Genomic DNA, 21,394 nt, shown 5'->3' on the forward strand with positions numbered 1-21,394 from the left:
ACCAGGGCCGTAGGGTGGGCAAGCTCGCTTGCCCACCGTTTCCCGTGCGCCGTCATGGTGGGCAAGCAAAGCTTGCCCACCCTACAGGGATCCCTCCTGGTCGATCAAGCAGAGCTCTCACCGCGCACCGCCTGACGCGACGCGCCCCGCTGCCCAAAAGCGGGAAGCGGCGCAGCCGCTTCAAAGACAAAAAGCTCTGGGTCCCCGCCTGCGCGGGGATGACAAAGGACTACTCCCCGTCCCGTTGAATCAACTCGATCTTGTACCCATCCGGATCCGTCACGAAAGCGATCACCGTCGCGCCCCCCTTCACCGGTCCCGGTTCGCGCGTGACGTTCCCACCCGCGGCGCGGATGCGATCGCAGGCGGCATACGCATCGGCCACACCCAGCGCGATGTGTCCGTACGCCGTGCCGAGCTCGTACTCCGACACGCCGTGGTTGTAGGTGAGCTCGATCTCCGCATGCTCCGGATTGGTTCCGTAGCCCACGAAGGCCAGCGAATACTTCTGCTCCGGCCGCTCGGTCGTGCGCAGCAGTTTCATGCCGAGCACCTGGGTGTAGAAGTCGATCGAGCGCTGCAGGTCGCCGACGCGCAGCATGGTGTGGAGGAGTCGCATGGGCGCATTATGGCGGCCGCATCCGCATGAGTCGAACTCCGCCTACGCCGGGAAAACACGTCCGCCTTCATAGTTCCGGCTCCATGGTCTACAAGTTCGTCGCCGCGGCGCTGCTGTCCCTGCTGGCGCCCCTGGCGGCCGCGCAGGCTTCCTCCCCGGCCTTCGATCTCGTCGTCCGCGCCCCGGAGCCGCTGCGCGAGCTGCTCGAGCGCAACCTCGAGCTGCGCCGCTATCGCGAAGTGAGCGACCTCGACGATGCCGAAGTCGCGCGGCTCATCGTCCTGGCCGAGAAGGATGCGCGCGAACTGCTGGGCACCCAGGGTTATTTCGCGCCGCAGGTGCGCATCGCCCGGCAGTCCGGCGAGCGCACGACGCTGCTGGTCGAAGTCGATCCGGGCCCGCGCACGCGCGTGGCCGAAGCGGGGATCGGGTTCGAGGGCGACATTGCCGACAGCACCGATCCCGAAGCGGTCGCGCAGCGCGAGGCCGTGCGCTCGGGCTGGGAGCTGCGGCCCGGCGAGCCCTTCACGCAGGCCGGCTGGGACCGCGCCAAGTCCGAAGCCATCCGGCGCCTGCAGGCGCGACGCTATCCCGCCGCGCGCATCAGCTACAGCCTGGCCGACGTCGATGCGGCGGCTTCGTCCGCGCGGCTCGGACTGCGGCTCGATTCCGGCGGCCTGTTCCGCCTCGGCGAGCTGCGCGTGAACGGCATGGAGCGCTACGACCCCGTGCTGGTGCCGCGGCTCGCGCGCCTGCCGCGCGGCGCGGTGTACGACCAGGAGAAGATCGTGCAGGCGCAGCTGCGGCTCGCCGGCAGCGGCTACTTCGATTCGGCCTTCATCTACGTCGACCCGCAATCGAATCCCGAAGCCGCCGACGTGCAGGTGACGGTGCGCGAGGCGCCCCTGCACAAGCTGGTGCTGGGCCTCGGCTTCACCACCGACGGCGGACCGCGCGCCACCGTGGAGCACACGTACAACCGGCTGCCCGCGATCGGCTGGCGCGCCGTGACGAAGCTGCAGGTGGAGAAGAAGAACCCGTACGCGCAGAGCGAGTGGATCGCGATCCCCGACGAGGACGGCTGGCGCTGGTCGGTGCTGGCGCGCGGCGAGAAACTCGACGACGACCGGCTCGTCACGCACAGCCAGCGCCTGCGCGCCGGCCGCTTCCAGAACGGCGACCGCATCGACCGCAACTGGTATCTGCAATACGACCGCGCCACCGTGCAGAACCCGCGCAACGTGGAGGTGACCCCGCTGGACACCGGGACTGGATCGTCGATCAGCGCCAACTTCATCTGGACGGGCCGCTACTTCGACAACCTCCAGGCGCCCACCCGCGGTTTCGGCTTCGGCTTCGAGCTGGGCGGTGGCCTCACGCTGGGCGCCGTGCGCCAGCCGTTCCAGCGCACCGTGGTGCGCGGCATCGGCTACCGCCCGCTCGGGTCGGGCCGCCTGCAGCTGCGCGGCGAAGCGGGTGCGGTGCTGGCGCGCGGGCACGCCACCATCCCGGCGACGCAGCTGTTCCGCACCGGCGGCGATACGTCGGTGCGCGGCTACGAGTTCCTGGACATCGGCGTGCCGCTCCCCGGCGGCCTGGTCGGGCCGGGCCGCTTCCTCGCGGTGGGCAGCGTCGAGTGGCAGCGTCCGATCCAGTGGCGCGGGCAGGCCACGCAGTTCGAGCACACGCTGTTCCTCGACGCGGGCGCGGTGGCCGACAAGCTCGGCGAGCTGCGGCCGCGCGCGGGTGTCGGCACCGGCGTGCGCTGGCGCAGTCCCGTGGGGCCGATCGAGGGGGCCATCGCCTATGGCGTGAAGGCGAAGAAGTTCAGGCTGCACTTCAGCGCGGGATTCGTGTTTTGAGCGCGCGCGTCGCCTTCGTCACGCGCTGGACGGTGCGCGTCCTCGTGGCCTTCGCCTTGCTGCTGGCGCTGCTGGCGGCGGGCCTGTGGTGGTGGTCCGGCCAGGAAGGTTCGCTGAAGTGGCTGTTCGAACGCATCGCCGCGGGCGGCTGGGTGCAGGGCGAGGGCGTGCGCGGATCGGTGCGCGGCCGCTGGCACCTGCAGCGCATCGTGTGGGAACGCGACGGCCTGCGGCTGGAGGCGGAGGACATCGAACTGGTGTGGCAGCCGGTGGCGATCCTGAGCCGGACGCTGCAACTGGAGCAGGTGCTCGTCGCCCGCGCGCGCGTGATCGACAAGCGCCCGCAAAGCAAGGAGCCGCTGAAGCCGCCGCAGGACCTGCGCCTGCCTTGGCTGGTGAGGGTCGACGAGCTGAAGGTGGCGCAGTTGCGGTACCAGGGCCGCACGGAGGTCGAGGCCAGCGGCCTCGCCGCGCAATACGCCTTCGACGGCCGGCACCACCGCGTCGGATTGAAATCGCTGAAGCTCGCGGGTGGCGACTACCAGGGCGAAGTGAAGCTGCTGGGCGTGGCGCCGCTGACGCTCGATGCGCAGCTTTCCGGCCGCTTCCAGGCGCCGCTGCCGGGCAGCGAGGACAAGGTGCCGCTTACCTTCAGGCTGCAGGCCGAAGGACCGGCCACCGGCATCGCCGTGCGCGCGCAGTTGCAGGTGGCCGCGCCGCAGGTCAAGGGCGAGTTGCCGCAAGCGAATGCCACCGCGCGCATCGCGCCCTTCGGCGAGATGCCGGTCACCAGCGGCGCCGCGGATTTCCGCCAGCTGGACCTGGCGATGTTCTGGCCGGCTGCACCGCGCACGCTGTTGTCGGGCCACGTGGACGTCGTGCCAGCCGGCGAGCGCACCTGGAAGCTGAAGGCCGACGTGCGCAATGCCGCGGCGGGACCGTGGGACGCGCGCCGGCTGCCAGTGGCGAGCGCGCGCGGCGAAGGCGAGTGGCGCAGCGGCACCGCCCTGGTGAAGGCGCTGGAGGCCGAGGTCGGCGGCGGCAGCATCGAAGGCAGCGGCGCCTGGGAAGGCGAGGGCTGGCGCTTCGCCGGGCGCGTCGACGGCGTCGATCCGTCCGAGGTGCATCGCAGCCTCGCGTCCCTGCCGCTGACGGGTCCCGTCAAGCTGCGGGGACAGGGCCGGGCCGTCGACTTCGACGTCGCCCTGCAGGCCGGCGCACCGCTGGCGCGGCCCGCCGTGCGAAAGCGTGAAGCGGGCGACAACCTGCTCGCGGCGGCGGGCGCGCTGGAGTTGCGCAGCGCGGAGGCGCAGGGCCGCTGGGCCGGCGATGCACTGGCGCTGAAGCACCTGCGTGTGCGCACCTCGGATGCGTCGCTGGAAGGCAACCTCGACTGGCAGCTCGCCGCGCAGGCGGGCAGCGGCCGCCTGCAATTGCGCGCGCCCGGCCTGCAGGCGCAGGCGCAGGGCAGCATCGCGGAAACACGCGGGCAGGGCGCCGGCACGGTCGCATCGACCGATCTCGCGCAGGCGCAGCGCTGGCTGGCGCGCTGGCCCGGCATGGGCGAGTTGCTCAAGCCGCTGGCGCTGCGCGGGCAGGCGCAGGCGCAGCTCGCGTGGCAGGGCGGCTGGCGCGATCCGTCCGTGCAGGGGCGGGCGGGGGCGCAGCAATTCGCGTGGCAACCGCAATCGACGCGCGACGCGTCGACGCCGTCCTGGCTCGTGCGCGATGCACGCGTGGACGTGAACGGCCGCTTGCGCGACGTGGCGATCGTGCTGCGCGCGCAGGCGGAGCAGGGCCAGCGCAAGCTGGACGTGGGCGGCAGCGGACGTCTCGGCGCGACGCTGGGCGCTGCCACCGCCTGGCGCGGGCAGGTCGCGGCGCTCGATGTGCGCCTGCAGGATCCTGCGATCACGCCCGGTCCCTGGCAGGTCACGCTGCGGCGCGCGGTGGACTGGCGCGCGGCCGGCGGCAACTTCGAGCTCGCGGGCGGCGAGGCCCTGCTGCGGGCGCCCGCCATGCGCAGCGGCGCCCCCGCGTCCGACGCGGTGCTCAGCTGGTCGCCGGTGCGCCGCGCCGGCGGGCAGCTCTCCACATCGGGCCGGCTCGCCGGCCTGCCGCTCGCGTGGATCGAGCTGCTGGGCGGATCGCAGCTGGCGGGTTCGGCACTCTCGGGCGACATGGTGTTCGATGCGCAGTGGAACGCGCAGCTGGGGAATACCGTGCGCGTGGAGGCTTCGCTCGTGCGGGTGCGCGGCGACGTGAACGTGCTCGCGGAAAGCGCCGATGGCGCGGCGGCGCGCGTGAGCGCCGGCGTGCGCGATGCGCGCCTGACCCTCGTCAGCCAGGGCGAGCAGCTGGTGCTCACGCTGGCATGGGACAGTGAACGTGCCGGACGTGCGCAGGGGCAGGTGCGCACCCGGCTCGCGCGCACGGCGGACGGTGGCTGGACCTGGCCGGAGCAGGCGCCTCTCGGCGGCCGGGTGCAGGCGCAGTTGCCGCGCATCGGCGTGTGGTCGCTGCTCGCCCCGCCGGGATGGCGCCTGCGCGGCTCGCTCGACGCGGACATCGCCATCGCCGGCACCCGCGCGCAACCGGAGATTTCCGGTCCCTTGCGCGCCGACGAACTCGCGCTGCGCTCGGTGGTGGACGGCATCGAGCTGCGCAACGGCCGCCTGCGCGCGCAGCTCGCGGGCCAGCGCCTGGTGGTCGACGAATTCCTGCTGCGTGGCAGCGACGAGGGCGGCGGGGGCGGCACGCTGCTGGCCTACGGCGAAGGCACCTGGACGCCGCAGGGGCCGCAGTTCCAGGCCAACGCGCAGTTGTCGCAGCTGCGGGCCAGCATCCGCAGCGACCGCCAGCTCACCGTGTCCGGCCCCGTGACTGCACGCATGGACCGCGGCGGCACCACCGTCACGGGCGAGCTGCGCATCGACCGCGCACGCATCCAGATCCCCGACGAGACGCCGCCGCGCCTGGGCGAGGACGTCGTGGTGCGCAACGCGCCGGGCGTGCCGGCGACGGAGGAGGAGCGCAAGCAGCGGCCCGCGGCCAGCGCGGGCGGGCGCGCGGTGACGCTGCGCATCGGCATGGACCTGGGCAACGACTTCCGCGTCAGCGGCCGCGGTCTGGAGACGCGGCTGGCCGGGTCGGTGCAGGTCACCGGCGACGCGCAGGGGCTGCCGCAGATGACCGGGCTGATCCGCACGGTGGGCGGCACCTACGAAGCCTACGGCCAGCGCATGACCATCGAGCGCGGCGAGCTGCGCTTCATCGGGCCGGCCGACGACCCGGCGCTGGACATCCTGGCGGTGCGGCCGAACACGACGCCCAAGGTGGGCGTGCTGGTGAGCGGACGCGCGCAGCTGCCGCACGTGGAGCTCTATTCGGAGGCGGGCCTGTCCGATGCGGAGACGCTGTCGCAGGTGGTGCTGGGCCGCTCGGCCAGCGGAGGCGGCGCGGAGACCGCGCTGCTGCAACGGGCGGCGGCGGCACTCCTCGCAGGACGGCGCGGCACGGGCAAGGGCCTGCTCGGCAACCTCGGGGTCGACGACCTCACGGTGCGTCCGGACAGCACCAGCGGCGCCGTGGTGCGCGTGGGCAAGCGTTTCGCCGACAACTTCTATGCGGCCTACGAGCGCAGCCTGTCGGGCGCGATGGGCACGCTGTTCATCTTCTACGACGTGTCGCGGCGCGTGACCTTGCGGGCCGAAGCGGGCGAGCGGGCGGGACTGGACCTGATCTTCACCTTCGCCTTCGACGGCGTGCGCAAGAAGTAGGCGGCGTCAGCGCATCTCGAAGACCAGGCAGGTCGTCGTCGCGTGCGCGTACAGCGTGCCGTCCGGGCCCACCAGCCGCGCCTCCGCCGTTGCGAGCTGGCGGCCGCAGTGCAGCACCTTGCCTTCGGCGCGCACCCGCTGCACCTTGAGCGGAATGGACTTCACCAGGTTCACGCCCAGTTCGGCCGTGGTGTAGCCACGGCCCGCGGGCATCAGCGTGTGCACCGCGCAGCCCAGCGCGGAGTCGAGCAGGGTGGCGTACCAGCCGCCGTGCACCGTGCCCATCGGATTGAGGTGTCCCGCGCCCGGGGTGCCCTGGAACACGGCACGGCCTTCGCCCACTTCCACCAGCTGGAAGTCCAGGGTGCGCGTGATGGGCGGGGCGGGCAGTTCGCCGCGCAGCATGGCCTGCAGCATGTCCAGCCCGCTGCGGCCGGCAACCTGGTCGGGCCGCGAGACGCCCACGCCGGCGCCGCCGGCCAGCTTGTCGTTCACTTCGCGCTCGCGCGCGATCCAGGCATCCAGGGTTTCTTGGGGGGTCATGCGGGGTGGCTCCGATTCGATTGCATATGCAATGGTTGCAGCTACAATAATCCGCGATGGACACCGCTGTCAAGCCGCAGGGCTGCACCAACCTCAAGCTGCGCCAGCTGATGCGCCGCGTGGCGCAGCTCTACGACGCGGAGGTCGGCAAGACGGGCTTGCGCGGCACCCAGTACTCGCTGCTGTCGTACGTGGTGAAGCTCGGGCCGATCCGGCCGGTGGATCTCGCACGGACCATGAAGGTCGACGCCTCCACGCTCACGCGCAACCTGCGGCCCCTGATCGATGCCGGCCTGCTCGCGATGGAGGCGGGCCCCGATGCGCGCAGCCGTCTCGTGAGCGCCACGCCGGCCGGCCGCGACAAGCGCCAGGAAGCCCAGCGCCGCTGGCGTGTGGCGCAGGAGTCACTGAATCGGAGACTCGGCGCTCGGCGCGTGGTAGCGTTGCATGCGCTGCTCGACGAGTGCCAGGACCTGCTCGCCGACCTGCCCGAAGGAGACGTCGATGACTGAGGGGACCCTGCGCCGCGCGGCGTTCTGGCTGGTGATGCTGGGCGCCGCCGGCACCTTCGCGCTCACCATGGGCGCGCGCCAGAGCATGGGGCTGTTCCTGCCTTCGCTGAACACGTCCACCGGCCTCGGCCTCGGCAGCATCAGCCTTGCCTTCGCCTTCGGGCAGTTGTGGTGGGGGCTCACGCAGCCCTTCGCCGGCGCGATGGCCGACAAGTACGGCGCCGGCCGGGTCCTGGTGATCGGCCTCGTGCTGCTCGCGATCGGCACGGTGATCACGCCTTACATGACGACCACGATCGGCCTGGTGATCGCGATCGGCGTGCTCGCTTCCGGCGGCTCCGGCATGGCCGGCCCGGCGGTGCTGATGTCCGCGAGCGTGCGCATGATCGCGCCGGAAAAGCGCGGCATCGCCACCGGCATCGTCAACGCTGGCGGCTCCTTCGGCCAGTTCATCACCGCGCCGATCGCCGCGGCGCTGATCGTCGGCATCGGCTGGGCCGCCGCCATGCAGGCGCTCGGGCTGATGGTGCTGCTTTGCCTGCCGGCTGCCTGGGTGCTGCGCGGCACCCCGGTGCACGGCGCGGGTGCGAGCGGTGCCGCGGCCAGGCCGGTCGGCGCGGGTGCCGCGGTGAAAGAGGCACTGCGCCATCCTGGCTACGTGCTGCTCGCGATCGGCTTCTTCGTCTGCGGCTTCCACGTGGCCTTCCTCGCGGTGCACCTGCCGGGCGTGGTCGCCTCCTGCGGCCTGCCCACGCAATGGGGCGGGTGGGCGCTCGCCATGCTGGGCCTGTTCAATATCGTGGGCAGTCTGGCGATCGGCTGGGCGGTCGGTCGCTGGCGCATGAAGACGCTGTTGTCTCTGATCTACGCGGCGCGCGCACTCGCCGTGCTGGTGTTCCTGCTGGCGCCCAAGACCGGGCCGGTCGTGCTGGTCTTCTCCGCGGTGATGGGCCTGACCTTCCTGTCCACGGTGCCGCCCACCGCCGGGCTGGTGACCAAGTTCTTCGGCCCGGCGAACATGGCGACCCTGTTCGGCGTCGTCATGCTCACCCACCAGGTCGGGGCCTTCTTCGGCTCCTGGCTCGGCGGCAAGGTGTTCGAGGCCACCGGCAACTACGACTGGGTCTGGTACATCGACATCGTGCTGGCCGTCGGCGCCGCGCTGATCCACCTGCCCATCCCCGAAGAGCCGCTGCCTGCGCGACAGCAGCCGGCCGCCACCGCGGCGTACTGATTCCCGCCTCTTCCGCTCGTCGCCGCGCAGCTTGAAAGGCCGCGCGGCAGAGCCATCTGGCTCAGCGTTAAACCTTTCCTACATCAGCCGTCGTTGCCAACCGGCCTCAGGAGTGCCGGTTTGCCTGAGCTGAAGCTCCGCGAAAGTACTACCATCGGACTCACATGATAGACGCACAGTATTATCATGTCAGTACAGCAGAACGATCGCATGGAAGACAAACCCGCCCGCCTCACGGTCCTGATCGACGCCGAAAAGAAGAAGGCCTTCGAAGCCCTGTGTGCTTCCCAGGACATCACCGCATCGCAAGTCGTGCGCCAGCTGATACGCGAGTACCTGGTCAAACACGGTATCCCGCCGAACGCCGATGGCCGCACGGGGTTCGACTGATCTCCCGCGGGCGATGGCCCCGCCGCGGACGGAAAGCAATTACAATCCGATTAACATCGGAACCCGTTCGCATGGAGCTCAAGACCGCACGGCTCACCGTCCTCATCGACCCGACCAAGAAGCTGGCCTTCGAGGAGCTGTGCCGCACGCAGGACATGACGCCTTCCCAGGTGGTGCGGCGCCTGATCCGCGACTACATGGAGCAGCAGGAGCCGCCTGCCGCCGCGCGGCGCCCGGCGGCCCGCAAGCCGGCTCCGGCGCGCAGGTCGCGCTGATCGCTCCCTACACCGGCACGGTGTAGTTCAGGGCCATCCGCCCGCCGTCCACCACCACGATCTCCCCCGTGACGTAGCTCGCGGCGTCGCTCGCCAGGTACGCCACCACGTCCGCCACTTCGGCCGGTTCGCCCAGGCGCTTCAGCGGCGTGCGGCTCAGGATCTTCTTCTTCGCTTCCTCGCTGGTCAGCACCGCCTTCGCGGCGAGCTCGGTCGCGATCGTGCCGGGCGCCACCGCATTCACGCGGATGCCCTTGTCGGCGAGCGACAGCGCCATCACGCGCGTGAGCTGGTTGATGCCGCCCTTGCTCATGTTGTAGGTGGCGATGGTGGGGATCGCCATCACGGCGTTCACCGAACTCATGTTGATGATCGCGCCGCCGCCCGCCTTCGCCATCTCGCGCGCCACGGCCTGCCCGACCAGGAACGGGCCCTTCAGGTTCACGCGCAGCACGGCGTCGTAATCCGCCTCCGTGATGTCCAGGAAGTCCGCGGCCTTGAAGATGCCGGCGTTGTTCACCAGCACGTCGATGCGGCCGTGGCTGCGCATCGCCTGCGCGACCAGCGCATCGACCTGCGCCTTGTCGCCGACGTCGCAGTGCACGTACTGGCCGCCGATCGCCTGTGCAACCGCCTGGCCGCGCGCATCCTCGACATCCGAGACCACCACTTTCGCGCCGTCGCGCGCAAGCCGGCGCGCGCAGGCTTCGCCGATGCCCTGCGCCGCGCCGGTGACGATGCAGACGCGTCCGGTGAGGCCGAAGTTGACGGTGGAGGAAGCGGAAGGAGTCGTCGCGCTGTTCATGCGCGCATGGTACCCGCCCAGGCGTCGGCGAAGTCCCTCGCGGCCGTTGCGACGTCGTGCGAATCCATGCCCGGCTTGTAGAGCGCGGACCCGATGCCGAAGCCGTTCGCACCTGCGCTGCGGTAGCCGGCCATCGTGGCCGGCGCGACGCCGCCTACCGGGAACAGCAGCACCTCGGGCGCGAGCACCGCGCGCAGGGCTTTCACGGCGGCAGGCGGGATCATCTCGGCGGGGAACAGCTTGAGGCCGCTCGCGCCTGCATCGATGGCGGCGAAGGCTTCGCTGGGCGTCACCACGCCAGGCAGCGTGAGCATGCCCAGGCGCGCGCCGGCCTCGACCACGCGTGCATCGAAATGCGGCGACACGACGAGGCGGCCGCCGGCGTCGTGCACGCGGCGCACTTCGTCGGCGGTGCGGACCGTGCCGGCGCCGACGATCGCGTCCGGATGGCGGCGTGCGAGGTTCTCGATGCTGCGCAGCGGATCCGGCGAGTTGAGCGGGACTTCGATCAGCGACCAGCCGGCTTTCACCAGCACGTCGCCGACGGTGTCGGCTTCCTGCGGCGCGATGCCGCGCAGGATCGCCACCAGCGGGAGACTCTTGCACGCGCGGCGCCAGGCCGTCTCGAGTTCGGTGTTCATGTTTTCTCCAGGGTGCGGGCCAGCGCCCACAGTCCGCGCCAGGTGGCCTCCGAGCCGAGGCTGGTGGCGGCGACGCCGAGGGTGCGCAGCGCCAGCGCGTAGCGGGCGGTGAGGGCGGCGCTGCCGATCAGCACGACGGAGCGCGCCTCGCTGCCGCGGGCGCGCAGTTCCTCGCCGATCACCAGGCCGGAGAGATAACTGGCCAGCGCGGGCGGCTGCATGCGGTCGAACAGTGCCAGCGTGCGCGCGCTGAAGGCGCTGCGCAGCAGGCTGCCGCTGTCCTGCGCATGGTGCACGCCGCGGGTGAAGGCGGCTTCGTCGAGCGGCGGTTCTTCGGCGGGCAGGGTGCGCGCCAGGATCGAGTGCTGCCGCAGCAGCGCATAGCACTCGCCGGACATGAAGGTGGCGAAGGACTGCACGCGGCCTTCGCGCACGCGCACCCACTTGCTGTGCGTGCCGGGCAGCACGAAGGTGCCGTCACGCTGCCGCAGCAGGTCCATCGCGCCGAACACCTGCACCTCCTCGCCGCGCATCACGTCGGGCACGCCGGCGTGTTCGCAGGAGAGGCCGGGGACCAGCGCGATGCGGCCCGGTGCGATCCAGGTGAGCGACTGCGCGACTTCGGCGAAGCCCGCGGGGCAGGCGCAATAGGGCGCTTCGCGCCAGCCCTGGCGCGATCCCGCCATGCCGCTCACGAGGCACAGCGCGTCGGCGAGCCAGTCGCCGCAGGTTTCCTGCAGCACCTGCGGAAAGCCGCCGGCGGGGACGGTGAGGATGCCGCGGGTGGAGGAGCGTTCCTCGAGAACCGCGCCATCGTCCGCGATGCGGGCGGCGCGCAGCGAGGAGGTGCCCCAGTCGACGGCGACGAGAGATGTCATGCGTCCAATGATCCGTCATTCCCGCGAAGGCGGGAATCCAGGGCGCTGGAAACTGCGCGCTGCGCGCGCAGCCTCGGGATGCCCTGGGCCCCCGCCTGCGCGGGGGTGACGGACTTCAGTGGTTGTCCCGCGGCACGAAAGCCCCGCGCTTGCCCACCAGGAAGTCCAGGTCCACGCCCTCGTCGGCCTGCAGCACGTGGTCCACGTACAGTTTCCAGTAGCCCGACGACAGCGGCGGCTTCGGGGCTTTCCACGCCGCCATGCGGCGCGCCAGTTCCTCGTCGCTCACTTCCAGGTGCAGGCGGCGCTTGGGGACATCCAGTTCGATGATGTCGCCGTTCTGCACGAGCGCCAGCGGACCGCCCGCGGCCGCTTCCGGCGCGGTGTGCAGCACCACGGTGCCGTAGGCGGTGCCGCTCATGCGCGCGTCGCTGATGCGCACCATGTCGGTGATGCCCTTGCGCAGCACCTTGGGCGGCAGCGGCATGTTGCCCACTTCGGCCATGCCGGGGTAGCCCTTGGGCCCGCAGTTCTTCAGCACCAGCACGCAGTTCTCGTCGACGTCGAGGTTCTCGTCGTCGATGCGCTTGTGGAAGTCCTCGATGTCCTCGAACACCACGGCGCGCCCGCGATGCACCATCAGCTTGGGCGTGGCCGCGCTCGGCTTGATCACCGCGCCGCGCGGCGCCAGGTTGCCGCGCAGCACCGCGATGCCGGCCTTTTCCTTGAAGGGCGCCTCCAGCGGCTGGATCACTTCCTTGTTGTAGTTCTGCGCGTCGGCGATGTTCTCGCGCACGGTCTTGCCGCTGGCGGTGACGGCGTCGAGGTGCAGGGAGGCCTGGATCTCCTTCATCACCACCGGCAGCCCGCCGGCGTAGCAGAAGTCTTCCATGAGGTGCTTGCCCGATGGCTGCAGGTTCACCAGGCAGGGCATCTCGCTGCCCAGCTTGTCGAAGTCCTCGATGGCGAGCTCCACGCCGATGCGGCGGGCGATCGCGATCAGGTGGATCACGGCGTTCGTGGAGCCGCCGATGGCGGCCAGCGTCTTGATCGCGTTCTCGAAGGCCTGGCGCGTGAGGATCGACGAGAGCTTCTGGTCGCTGTGCACCATCTCCACGATGCGGCGGCCGGCATTGCGCGCCAGCACGTTGCGGCGGCCGTCGACGGCGGGGTAGGCCGCGTTGCCCGGCAGGCCGACGCCCAGCGCTTCCACCATGCTTGCCATCGTGGACGCGGTGCCCATGGTCATGCAGTGGCCGTGGCTGCGGTGCATGCAGCTTTCCGCTTCGAAGAAGTCCTGCAGCTTCAGCGTGCCGGCGCGCACCTGCTCGCTCATGCTCCACACGCCGGTGCCGGAGCCGAGCTCCTGGCCGCGCCACTTGCCATTGAGCATCGGGCCGCCCGACACGCCGATGGTGGGCAGGTCGACGCTGGACGCGCCCATCATCAGCGAAGGCGTGGTCTTGTCGCAGCCCATGAGCAGCACGACGCCGTCGATCGGGTTGCCGCGGATCGATTCCTCGACGTCCATGCTCGCGAGGTTGCGGTACAGCATGGCGGTGGGACGCAGCAGCGTCTCGCCCAGCGACATCACCGGGAATTCGAGGGGGAAGCCGCCCGCTTCGTACACGCCGATCTTCACCTGCTCGGCGAGCGTGCGGAAGTGCGAGTTGCAGGGCGTGAGCTCGCTGAAGGTGTTGCAGATGCCGATGACGGGGCGGCCGTCGAACTGGTCGTGCGGAACGCCCTTGCCCTTGACCCAGCTGCGGTAGGCGAAGCCGTCGCGGTCCTGGCGGCCGAACCATTGCTGCGAGCGAAGCTCCGACGGCTTCTTCTTGGGAGTAGTCATCCGGGTTAATCCTCAGTTGGGTATTCGTATTATGTTCATACGATTGCGGCCCGATCTTCGGACAAACCATGAGCGCATCGAACAAGCCCGCCGTCCTCACGGTGCTGCCCCTGCCGCCCTTCTACCTGGAGCCGCTGAAGGCCGCGTTCACCGTGCACGAACGCCTGCACCTCACGGACCCCCAGGCCTTCGCGAAAGTCGCGCCCACCATCCGCGGCATCACCGGCGGCGGCGAGTCGCAGGTGCCGAAGTCGCTCATCGACCAGCTGCCCGCGCTGGAACTCATCTCCATCTTCGGCGTCGGTTACGACAAGGTCGACGTCGCCGCGGCGAAGGCGCGCGGCGTGCCCGTCACGCACACGCCCGAAGTGCTGAACGACGAAGTGGCCGACCTCGCTCTGGGCCTCATGCTCTCCGTGGCCCGCAAGATCCCGCAGTCGGACCGCTACGTCAAGGACAACCTCTGGGCCGACAAGGGCAACATGCCGCTCACCCGCAAGATGTCGGGCAAGCGCGTGGGCATCGTCGGGCTCGGCCGCATCGGCAAGGCGATCGCGCAACGCGCGGCCGCCTTCGACATGAAGATCGCCTACACCGGCCGCAACCGGCAGCCCGGCGTGGCGCATGCCTGGTACCCGTCGGCCAAGGAACTCGCCGCCAACGTCGACTTCCTCGTCGTGATCACGCCCGGTGGCGAGGCCACCCGCAAGATGATCGACCGCGAGGTGCTGCAGGCGCTCGGCCCCGAGGGCTTCCTCGTCAACGTGGCGCGCGGCACCGTGGTCGACGAGCAGGCGCTCATCGAAGCGCTGCGCGACCGCGTGATCGCAGGCGCCGGCCTCGACGTGTTCGAGAACGAACCGCACGTGCCGCAGGCACTCCGCGAACTGGACAACGTGGTGCTCACGCCGCACATGGCGAGCGCCACCCGCGAGACGCGCCAGGCGATGGCCGACCTCGCCCTGGCCAACCTGCAGGCGCACTTCGCCGGCCAGCCCCTCTTGAGCCCGGTACCCGAGTGCCGGTGAGCCGCCCCCTTTCCAACCACCACTCCACAGGAGACAGAGGATGAAACTCAGGACCGTACTGGCCGCCGCGATGGTGGCCGCCGGGCTCGTGGCCGGCAGTCCGGCCTTCGCGCAGGAGAAGCTCACCGTCTGGTGGGTCAAGGGCTTCTACAAGGCGGAGGACGACGCGCTGTTCGAGGCCATCAAGAAGTACGAGGCCAGGCACAAGAACGTCAAGATCGAGCTGTCGCAGTATCCGATCCAGGACATGATCCCGAAGACGGTGGCGGCGCTCGACTCCGGCAACCCGCCCGACGTGGCCTACGCCGACGTCTACGACTTCCAGGTCACGGCCAAGTGGGCCTACGACGACAAGCTGGAGGACATCAGCAGCGTCATCGACCCGCTGCGCGCGAAGTTCGAGCCGAACGCGCTGTCGACGACCTTCCTGTACGACGACGCCGCCAAGAAGCGCGCCTACTACGCCTTCCCGATCAAGCAGCAGACCATGCACATCCAGTACTGGAAGGACATGCTGGCCGAGGCGGGCTTCAAGGACACCGACATCCCGAAGGACTGGAAGGGCTACTGGAGCTTCTGGTGCGACAAGGTGCAGCCGGCCTACCGCCAGAAGAGCGGCCAGCGCGGCTTCGGCATCGGCCAGCCGCTCGGCGTCGATTCCAGCGACTCCTTCTTTTCCTTCCTGACCTTCATGGACGCCTACAACGTCAAGCTGGTCAACGATTCGGGCAAGCTGCTGGTCGACGATCCGGCCGTGAAGCAGGGCCTGGTCCACGCGCTGAGCGACTACACCTCGGTGTACAGCAAGGGCTGCTCGCCGCCGTCGTCCACCAGCTGGAAGGACCCGGACAACAACGTCGCCTTCCACAACAAGACGACCGTCCTCACCCACAACGCGACGATCTCCATCGCGGCGAAGTGGCTGGACGACATGAACAACACGACGCTCACCGACGCCCAGCGCGCGCAGGCGAAGAAGAACTACACCGAGCTGATCGCCACGGCGGCCTTCCCGAACAAGCCGGACGGCAGCAAGATGGTGTACCGCGCCGCGGTCAAGACGGGCGTGGTCTTCAAGGCCGCGAAGAACAAGCAGCGCGCCAAGGAGTTCGTGGCCTTCCTGCTGCAGGAGGAGAACCTGACGCCCTACGTCGAAGGCTCGCTGGGCCGCTGGTTCCCGGTGACCAAGGCCGGCCAGCAGAGCCCGTTCTGGAAGAACGACCCGCACCGCCTGGTGGTCTACAACCAGTTCATGAACGGCACCACGCCCTTCGAGTTCACCAAGAACTACCGCTTCACGGTCCTGAACAACGAGAACGTGTGGGCCAAGGCCGCCAACCGCGTGCTCAATGAGAAGGTGCCGGTGGACAAGGCGGTGGACGAGATGATCGCCCGCATCAAGGCGGTCGCGGGCGCGGGTCCGCAGTAAGACGGTGGAGGCCGGGCGATGAACACGACCATCGTGACGACCGACGCGGAAGCGCTGCCGGCCCGGGTGCCGGCAGCGGCTTCCCGCCGCCAGGGCAGCACCTGGGACTTCTGGGGCCGGGTGCTGGTGCTGCCGTACCTCGCGGTCTTCGTGGTGTTCGTGGTCTACCCCGTGGGCTACGGCCTGTGGCTCGCCCGGCATCCTTCCAGCTACGAGCACCTGTTCGCCGACCCGATCTTCTTCCGGACGGCGCTCAACACCGTGGTGTTCCTGGTGGTCGCGATCAACATCAAGATGGCGATCGCGCTGCTGCTCTCCGGCTTCTTCGTGCAGGGCCGCTGGTGGATCAAGGCACTGTCGGTGCTCTTCATCCTGCCGTGGGCCGTGCCTTCCATTCCCACCATCCTCTCCGTGCGCTTCATGCTGAACCCGGAGTGGGGGGTGATCAATTCGCTGATCTTCCGCCTCACCGGCCTGGACGGGCCCAACTGGCTCAACGAGCCCTCGCTGGCCCTGTCGTTCTCCATGGTGATGCACGTGTGGAAGTCGCTGCCGTTCTGGACGCTGATCCTCGTGGCCGGCCGGATGGCCATCCCCGCGGAGCAGTACGAGGCCGCGGCGGTCGACGGCGCCAGCGGCTGGCAGAAGTTCCGCTTCATCACCTGGCCGTCGATGCGCACGCTCTACCTGACGTCCCTCATCCTGTCGATGATCTGGACGCTGGGCGACTTCAACAGCGTGTACCTGCTCACGGGCGGCGGACCCGCCGACCTGACGCACGTGCTCGCCACGCTGGGCATCCGCTACCTGCGGCTGGACCAGGTCGACCTCGCCATGGCGGCGATCGTGGTGGCCTTGCCCCTGGTGCTGCCCCTCGTGTACTTCATGATGAAGAGGTTGAGCAAATGAAGATGAAGTGGCGCGCCGTCGCCGCCGAAGCGCGGCTGCTGCTGATCGGGATCCCGGTGTTCCTGTGGACCATGATCCCGATCTACCACCTGGTCCTGTTCGCGATCTCGGGCAAGGACACGGCGACCTCCGGGCGGCTGTGGCCCAAGGAACCGACGCTGCAGAACTTCCGCATCGTGTTCCAGGAACAGCACCACTACCTGAACCACTTCTGGCTGCAGATGTGGAACTCGGTGCTGATCGCGGTGTCGGTCGGCGCGCTGACCTTGTTCATCGCGACCTGCGCCGCCTTCGCGATCTCGCGCCTGAAGGTGCCGGGCGGCCGCACGGTGATGAACCTCGCGCTCTTCACCTACTTCATCCCCGCGGCCTTCCTCGCCGTGCCGATGTACAAGGCGATGGGCGTGTACGGCCTGCTGAACAACCAGTGGGCGCTGATCCTGGCCATGGTGACCATCGCCTCGCCCTACTGCATCTGGGTGCTCAAGCAGGCGTCGGACAAGCTGCCGTACGAGCTGGACGAAGCGGCGCGCATGGACGGCGCCACGCCTTTGCAGCTGTTCCGCCTGGTCTACCTGCCGCTGATGGTGCCTTCCCTCGTGGCGGTGGGCACGTATGCGCTGCTGCTCGCGTGGAACGAGTACCTCTATGCCTTCCTGCTGCTGTCCGACGACCGCAGCACCACGCTGGGCGTCGCGCTCGGCAGCTTCCTCTCGGCCGACGATTCGCCGTGGGAACTGCTGATGGCCACCGGCCTGATCTACGCGCTGCCGCCGGCGGCGATCTACTACGCCTTCAAGCGCTACATGGTGTCCGGCCTGACGGCGGGCGCGGTCAAGAGCTGAACCCCGGAGCATTTCCCCCATGGCATCCGTTACCTTCCGCAACGTCCAGAAGAACTTCGGCCGCTTCAAGGTGATCCACGGCATCAGCTTCGACATCGCCGACGGCGAGTTCGTGGTGCTGGTGGGCCCCTCGGGCTGCGGCAAGTCCACCCTGCTGCGCATGCTGGCCGGCCTCGAGCCGATCAGCGACGGCGAGATCGACATCGACACCCGCGTGGTGAACGAGGTCGACTCCAAGGACCGCGACATCGCGATGGTGTTCCAGAGCTATGCGCTGTACCCGCACATGACGGTGCGCGACAACATGGGCTTCAGCCTGCGCCTGCGCAAGGCCGACACGGACGTGACGTCCAGGCGCGTCGACGACGCCGCGCGCATCCTGAACCTCACGCAGCTGCTGGACCGCTATCCGCGCGAACTCTCGGGCGGCCAGCGCCAGCGCGTCGCCATGGGGCGCGCGATCGTGCGCGATCCCAAGGTGTTCCTGTTCGACGAGCCGCTGTCCAACCTCGACGCCAAGCTGCGCGTGGCGATGCGCGCCGAGATCAAGGCGCTGCACCAGCGCCTGAAGACGACCACCGTGTACGTCACGCACGACCAGATCGAGGCCATGACCATGGCCGACCGCATCGTGGTGATGCACGACGGCATCGTGGAGCAGATCGGCACGCCGCTGGAGCTGTTCGACCGGCCCGGCAACCTGTTCGTCGCGCAATTCATCGGCTCGCCCGCGATGAACGTCCTGCCGGGCACCTTGCGTGCGCGCGAGGGCCGCACCTATGTGGAGGCCGAAGGCCAGGAATGGCCGACTGCGCCGCAGCCTCTTGGCCACGACGGCCAGCAGGTGCAGTACGGCGTGCGTCCGAGCGACCTGCGCCTTTCCGCGACGCCGACCGGCATCCGCGCGCAGGTCGTCGTGGTGGAACCCACGGGCGCCGAAACCGAGCTGCTGCTGAAGGTGGGCGACGCCGAGATCGTGCTGGTGATGCACGGCCGCACCTCCGTGCAGCCGGACGAAACGGTGTTCCTCGCGGTGGATGCGCCCAAGACGCACGCCTTCGACACCGAGGGCGGCCGCCGCCTCGATGCGGCGGCGCCGGCGCCGGCGACGCTGCAGTGATCGCACGGCGATGATCAAGGGCGTCCACGGCCACACCGTCGATCACCTCGGCAAGGCGATCGTCGCCGGCCGCTATGCGCCGGGCACGGCGATCCCGCCCGAGCCGATGCTGTGCGAGGAGCTGGGCGTGAGCCGCACCGTGGTGCGCGAGGCCGTGAAGTCGCTGATCGCCAAGGGGCTGGTGACCAGCGGACCCAAGGTCGGCACGCGCGTCCTGCCGCCGGAGCACTGGAACTGGTTCGACCCGGACGTGATCGCCTGGCAGGGCGATGCGGGGATCACGCACGACTTCCTGCGCGACCTGCAGGACCTGCGGCGCGTGGTGGAGCCGGCCGCCGTGCGGATGGCCGCGGAGCGCGCCACGCCGGCGGACATCGCGGAGATCGAGCGCGCCTACGAAGGCATGAAGCACGCGGTGGAGAAGGGCGGGGACTACGTCACCAACGACCTGCACTTCCACCAGGGCCTGCTGCGCGCTTCGCGCAACCGCATGATCATCCAGATGAGCAAGGCGCTCGCTGCGCTGCTGCGCACCAGCTTCGAGATCTCGACGACGCGCAAGGACGGCCCGAGGAACTCGCTGCCGCTGCACCGCGCGGTGCTGGATGCGGTGCGGGCGCACGAACCGGAGAAGGCGGAGCGGGCGGCGCTGACGCTGATCGATGGCGCGCGGGACGACATCGAGGCGGTGCTGGCTTCGCGGCGGAAGCTGCCGCGGGTGCAGGGGCCGGCGAGGATGTTGCGGTCGGCTTGAGCGGCGAAGTGCTGGGGTTGCACCCCAGCCTACGAAGTCCCGGCGCCCCGTAGGCTGGGGTGCAACCCCAGCGACCTGCGCTACTCCTTCACCGCCCCCGTCAACCCCGACACGTAATACTCGACGAAGAACGAGTAGATGATCGCCACCGGCAGCGACCCCAGCAGCGCCCCCGCCATCAGCGCGCCCCAGTGGTACACGTCGCCTTCCACCAGCTCGGTGATCACGCCGACCGGCACCGTCTTCACCTCCGACGACGACACGAAGGTCAGCGCGTAGATGAACTCGTTCCACGACAGCGTGAAGGCGAAGATGCCCGCCGAGATCAGCCCGGGCACGGCCAGCGGCAGGATGATCTTCCACAGGATCTGCAGCCGCGTCGCGCCGTCGATCAAGGCGCATTCCTCCAGCTCGTAGGGGATCGAGCGGAAGTAGCCCATGAGCAGCCAGGTGCAGAAGGGGATCAGGAAGGTGGGATAGGTGAGGATCAGCGCCCAGCGCGTGTCGAACAGTCCCAGCTTGAACACGATGGTGGCCAGCGGGATGAACAGGATCGACGGCGGCACCAGGTAGGCCAGGAAGATCGACAGCCCGACGTGCTTGGATCCGCGGAAGCGCAGCCGCTCGATCGCGTAGGCCGCGAGCACCGAGGCCAGCAGCGACATGAAGGTCGACACCACCGACACGACCACCGTGTTCCACAGCCACTCGGGATAGGCGGTCTTGAACAGCAGCTTGTCGATGTGCGCCAGGGTGGGCTTCACCACCCAGAAGGGATTGCCTTCGCGCGACAGCAGTTCCTCGTTCGGCTTGAAGGTGGTGACGGCCATCCAGTAGAACGGGAACAGCAGCACGAACACGAACACCCCCAGCGGGATGTAGGTCACCACCACCCGCCGGGGCAGCGAGCTCAGGTAGTGCATGCCCTGGCTGTCGTTGGAGGTGTCTTTCATGCGTCGCTGCCGCCTTGCTGCCACGCCCGGCGCTGCAGGCCGAAGTAGCTGAAGAGGATCGAAGCCAGCAGGAAGGGCACCATCGCGATCGCGATCGCCGCGCCTTCGCCCAGTGCGCCACCGGGGATCGCCCGCTGGAAGGACAGCGTCGCCATCAGGTGCGTCGCGTTGAGCGGGCCGCCGCGCGTGAGCACGTAGATCAGCTGGAAGTCGGTGAAGGTGAAGAGCACCGAGAAGGTCATCACCACCGCGATGATCGGCGTCAGCAGCGGCAGCGTGACGTAGCGGAAGCGCTGCCAGCCGGTGGCGCCGTCGATGGCCGCCGCTTCGTAGAGCGAGGGCGAGATCGTCTGCAGGCCCGCCAGCAGCGTGATCGCCACGAAGGGCACGCCGCGCCAGATGTTGGCCGCGATCGTCGACAGCCGCGCGTTCCAGGGCTCGCCCAGGAAATCGATGTAGCCGTCGATCAGTCCCATCTTGGTCAGCGTCCAGCTGACGATCGAGAACTGCGAGTCGTAGATCCACCAGAAGGCGATCGCCGAGAGCGCCGTCGGCACGATGTAGGGCAGCAGGATCACCGTGCGGAAGAAGGTCTTGAACGGGATGTGCTCGTTCAGCAGGATCGCCAGCCACAGGCCGAGCGCGAACTTGATGACGCTCGCGACCGCCGTGTAGAAGAGGGTGTTGAACAGCGCCAGCTGCGTGACGCTGTCCCCCCACAGGTAGACGTAGTTCGACAGCCCGACCCATTCGCCGGTGCGGCCGACCTTCTCGTCGGTGAATCCGAGCCAGACGCCCAGGCCGAGCGGGTAGGTGAGGAACAGCAGCAGCAGGATCGCCGCGGGCAGCATGAACAGCAGCCCGAGGAGGTTGCGGTTGTTCTGCAGGCTGCGCAGCAGGCCGTGCCTGCCGCGCGCCTGCGCATCCACCGTCGGCTGGAGGGCGCCGGCCTTCATGGGCTCAGACCTT

The 21,394-nt window shown here is 69.3% G+C and carries 20 protein-coding genes; 12 read left to right on the forward strand and 8 right to left on the reverse strand.

Going from position 1 to position 21,394, the window contains the following annotated elements:
* Positions 1-229 precede the first annotated feature (229 nt).
* On the reverse strand, positions 230-619 hold the full coding sequence (gene gloA, locus VF522_RS23715) for a lactoylglutathione lyase (protein WP_330910806.1): 390 nt from the start codon (positions 617-619) through the stop codon (positions 230-232).
* 83 nt (positions 620-702) lie between these two features.
* On the opposite strand from gloA, the gene VF522_RS23720 reads away from it, so the two are divergent.
* Entirely contained in the window at positions 703-2,481 is a 1,779-nt protein-coding gene (locus VF522_RS23720) for an autotransporter assembly complex protein TamA (protein ID WP_330910807.1), read from the forward strand.
* Positions 2,478-6,260 carry a translocation/assembly module TamB domain-containing protein gene (locus VF522_RS23725; protein ID WP_330910808.1) on the forward strand — a complete coding sequence of 1,261 codons (3,783 nt, stop codon included), beginning with the start codon at positions 2,478-2,480 and terminating at the stop codon, positions 6,258-6,260. Before VF522_RS23720 ends, VF522_RS23725 begins: the two co-directional genes overlap by 4 nt.
* A 6-nt stretch (positions 6,261-6,266) precedes the next feature.
* Here VF522_RS23725 and VF522_RS23730 read toward each other — a convergent pair whose 3' ends face one another.
* Complete coding sequence (locus VF522_RS23730; protein WP_330910809.1) at positions 6,267-6,803, reverse strand: PaaI family thioesterase; 537 nt, start codon at positions 6,801-6,803, stop codon at positions 6,267-6,269.
* 56 nt (positions 6,804-6,859) lie between these two features.
* On the opposite strand from VF522_RS23730, the gene VF522_RS23735 reads away from it, so the two are divergent.
* The 4 genes from VF522_RS23735 (at position 6,860) to VF522_RS23750 (ending at position 9,214) form a co-directional block, all read left to right on the forward strand.
* On the forward strand, positions 6,860-7,315 hold the full coding sequence (locus tag VF522_RS23735; protein ID WP_330910810.1) for a MarR family winged helix-turn-helix transcriptional regulator: 456 nt from the start codon (positions 6,860-6,862) through the stop codon (positions 7,313-7,315).
* The gene (locus VF522_RS23740) at positions 7,308-8,549 is read left to right on the forward strand and encodes an MFS transporter (protein ID WP_330910811.1); all 1,242 of its coding nucleotides are present in this window, start codon (positions 7,308-7,310) and stop codon (positions 8,547-8,549) included. Before VF522_RS23735 ends, VF522_RS23740 begins: the two co-directional genes overlap by 8 nt.
* A gap of 210 nt (positions 8,550-8,759) precedes the next feature.
* A complete protein-coding gene (locus tag VF522_RS23745) occupies positions 8,760-8,939 on the forward strand; it encodes a ribbon-helix-helix protein, CopG family (protein ID WP_330910812.1) in 180 nt (59 codons plus the stop codon).
* A 71-nt stretch (positions 8,940-9,010) separates the two neighbouring features.
* Positions 9,011-9,214 carry a CopG family transcriptional regulator gene (locus VF522_RS23750; protein WP_330910813.1) on the forward strand — a complete coding sequence of 68 codons (204 nt, stop codon included), beginning with the start codon at positions 9,011-9,013 and terminating at the stop codon, positions 9,212-9,214.
* Between the two features lie 7 nt (positions 9,215-9,221).
* Here VF522_RS23750 and VF522_RS23755 read toward each other — a convergent pair whose 3' ends face one another.
* The 4 genes from VF522_RS23755 to VF522_RS23770 form a co-directional block, all read right to left on the reverse strand.
* Complete coding sequence (locus VF522_RS23755; protein WP_330910814.1) at positions 9,222-10,019, reverse strand: SDR family oxidoreductase; 798 nt, start codon at positions 10,017-10,019, stop codon at positions 9,222-9,224.
* Complete coding sequence (locus VF522_RS23760) at positions 10,016-10,660, reverse strand: 2-dehydro-3-deoxy-6-phosphogalactonate aldolase (protein ID WP_330910815.1); 645 nt, start codon at positions 10,658-10,660, stop codon at positions 10,016-10,018. The genes VF522_RS23755 and VF522_RS23760 overlap by 4 nt, the downstream gene beginning before the upstream one ends.
* Positions 10,657-11,538, reverse strand: a complete 882-nt coding sequence (locus VF522_RS23765; protein ID WP_330910816.1) for a 2-dehydro-3-deoxygalactonokinase — start codon at positions 11,536-11,538, stop codon at positions 10,657-10,659. The genes VF522_RS23760 and VF522_RS23765 overlap by 4 nt, the downstream gene beginning before the upstream one ends.
* A gap of 115 nt (positions 11,539-11,653) precedes the next feature.
* Entirely contained in the window at positions 11,654-13,387 is a 1,734-nt protein-coding gene (locus tag VF522_RS23770; protein ID WP_330910817.1) for an IlvD/Edd family dehydratase, read from the reverse strand.
* A 68-nt stretch (positions 13,388-13,455) separates the two neighbouring features.
* On the opposite strand from VF522_RS23770, the gene VF522_RS23775 reads away from it, so the two are divergent.
* The 6 genes from VF522_RS23775 to VF522_RS23800 are packed head-to-tail and all read left to right on the forward strand — an operon-like array spanning position 13,456 to position 19,472.
* Entirely contained in the window at positions 13,456-14,415 is a 960-nt protein-coding gene (locus VF522_RS23775) for a 2-hydroxyacid dehydrogenase (RefSeq protein ID WP_330910818.1), read from the forward strand.
* Between the two features lie 40 nt (positions 14,416-14,455).
* Entirely contained in the window at positions 14,456-15,844 is a 1,389-nt protein-coding gene (locus VF522_RS23780; RefSeq protein WP_330910819.1) for an ABC transporter substrate-binding protein, read from the forward strand.
* A gap of 18 nt (positions 15,845-15,862) precedes the next feature.
* Positions 15,863-16,753: a sugar ABC transporter permease gene (locus VF522_RS23785; RefSeq protein WP_330910820.1), complete on the forward strand. Its 891-nt coding sequence runs from the start codon at positions 15,863-15,865 to the stop codon at positions 16,751-16,753.
* Between the two features lie 2 nt (positions 16,754-16,755).
* The gene (locus VF522_RS23790; protein WP_414709579.1) at positions 16,756-17,598 is read left to right on the forward strand and encodes a carbohydrate ABC transporter permease; all 843 of its coding nucleotides are present in this window, start codon (positions 16,756-16,758) and stop codon (positions 17,596-17,598) included.
* A gap of 19 nt (positions 17,599-17,617) precedes the next feature.
* Entirely contained in the window at positions 17,618-18,718 is a 1,101-nt protein-coding gene (locus VF522_RS23795) for a sn-glycerol-3-phosphate ABC transporter ATP-binding protein UgpC (RefSeq protein WP_330910822.1), read from the forward strand.
* 10 nt (positions 18,719-18,728) lie between these two features.
* Positions 18,729-19,472 carry a FadR/GntR family transcriptional regulator gene (locus tag VF522_RS23800; protein ID WP_330910823.1) on the forward strand — a complete coding sequence of 248 codons (744 nt, stop codon included), beginning with the start codon at positions 18,729-18,731 and terminating at the stop codon, positions 19,470-19,472.
* An 80-nt stretch (positions 19,473-19,552) separates the two neighbouring features.
* On the opposite strand, the gene VF522_RS23805 is transcribed toward VF522_RS23800, so the two are convergent.
* Both VF522_RS23805 and VF522_RS23810 read right to left on the reverse strand, forming a co-directional pair.
* A complete protein-coding gene (locus VF522_RS23805) occupies positions 19,553-20,425 on the reverse strand; it encodes a carbohydrate ABC transporter permease (RefSeq protein ID WP_330910824.1) in 873 nt (290 codons plus the stop codon).
* Positions 20,422-21,276 carry a sugar ABC transporter permease gene (locus VF522_RS23810; RefSeq protein ID WP_330910825.1) on the reverse strand — a complete coding sequence of 285 codons (855 nt, stop codon included), beginning with the start codon at positions 21,274-21,276 and terminating at the stop codon, positions 20,422-20,424. The genes VF522_RS23805 and VF522_RS23810 overlap by 4 nt, the downstream gene beginning before the upstream one ends.
* Between the last annotated feature and the right edge of the window lie 118 nt (positions 21,277-21,394).

Source organism: Ramlibacter sp. (assembly GCF_036383835.1).
Lineage (GTDB): Bacteria > Pseudomonadota > Gammaproteobacteria > Burkholderiales > Burkholderiaceae_C > Ramlibacter.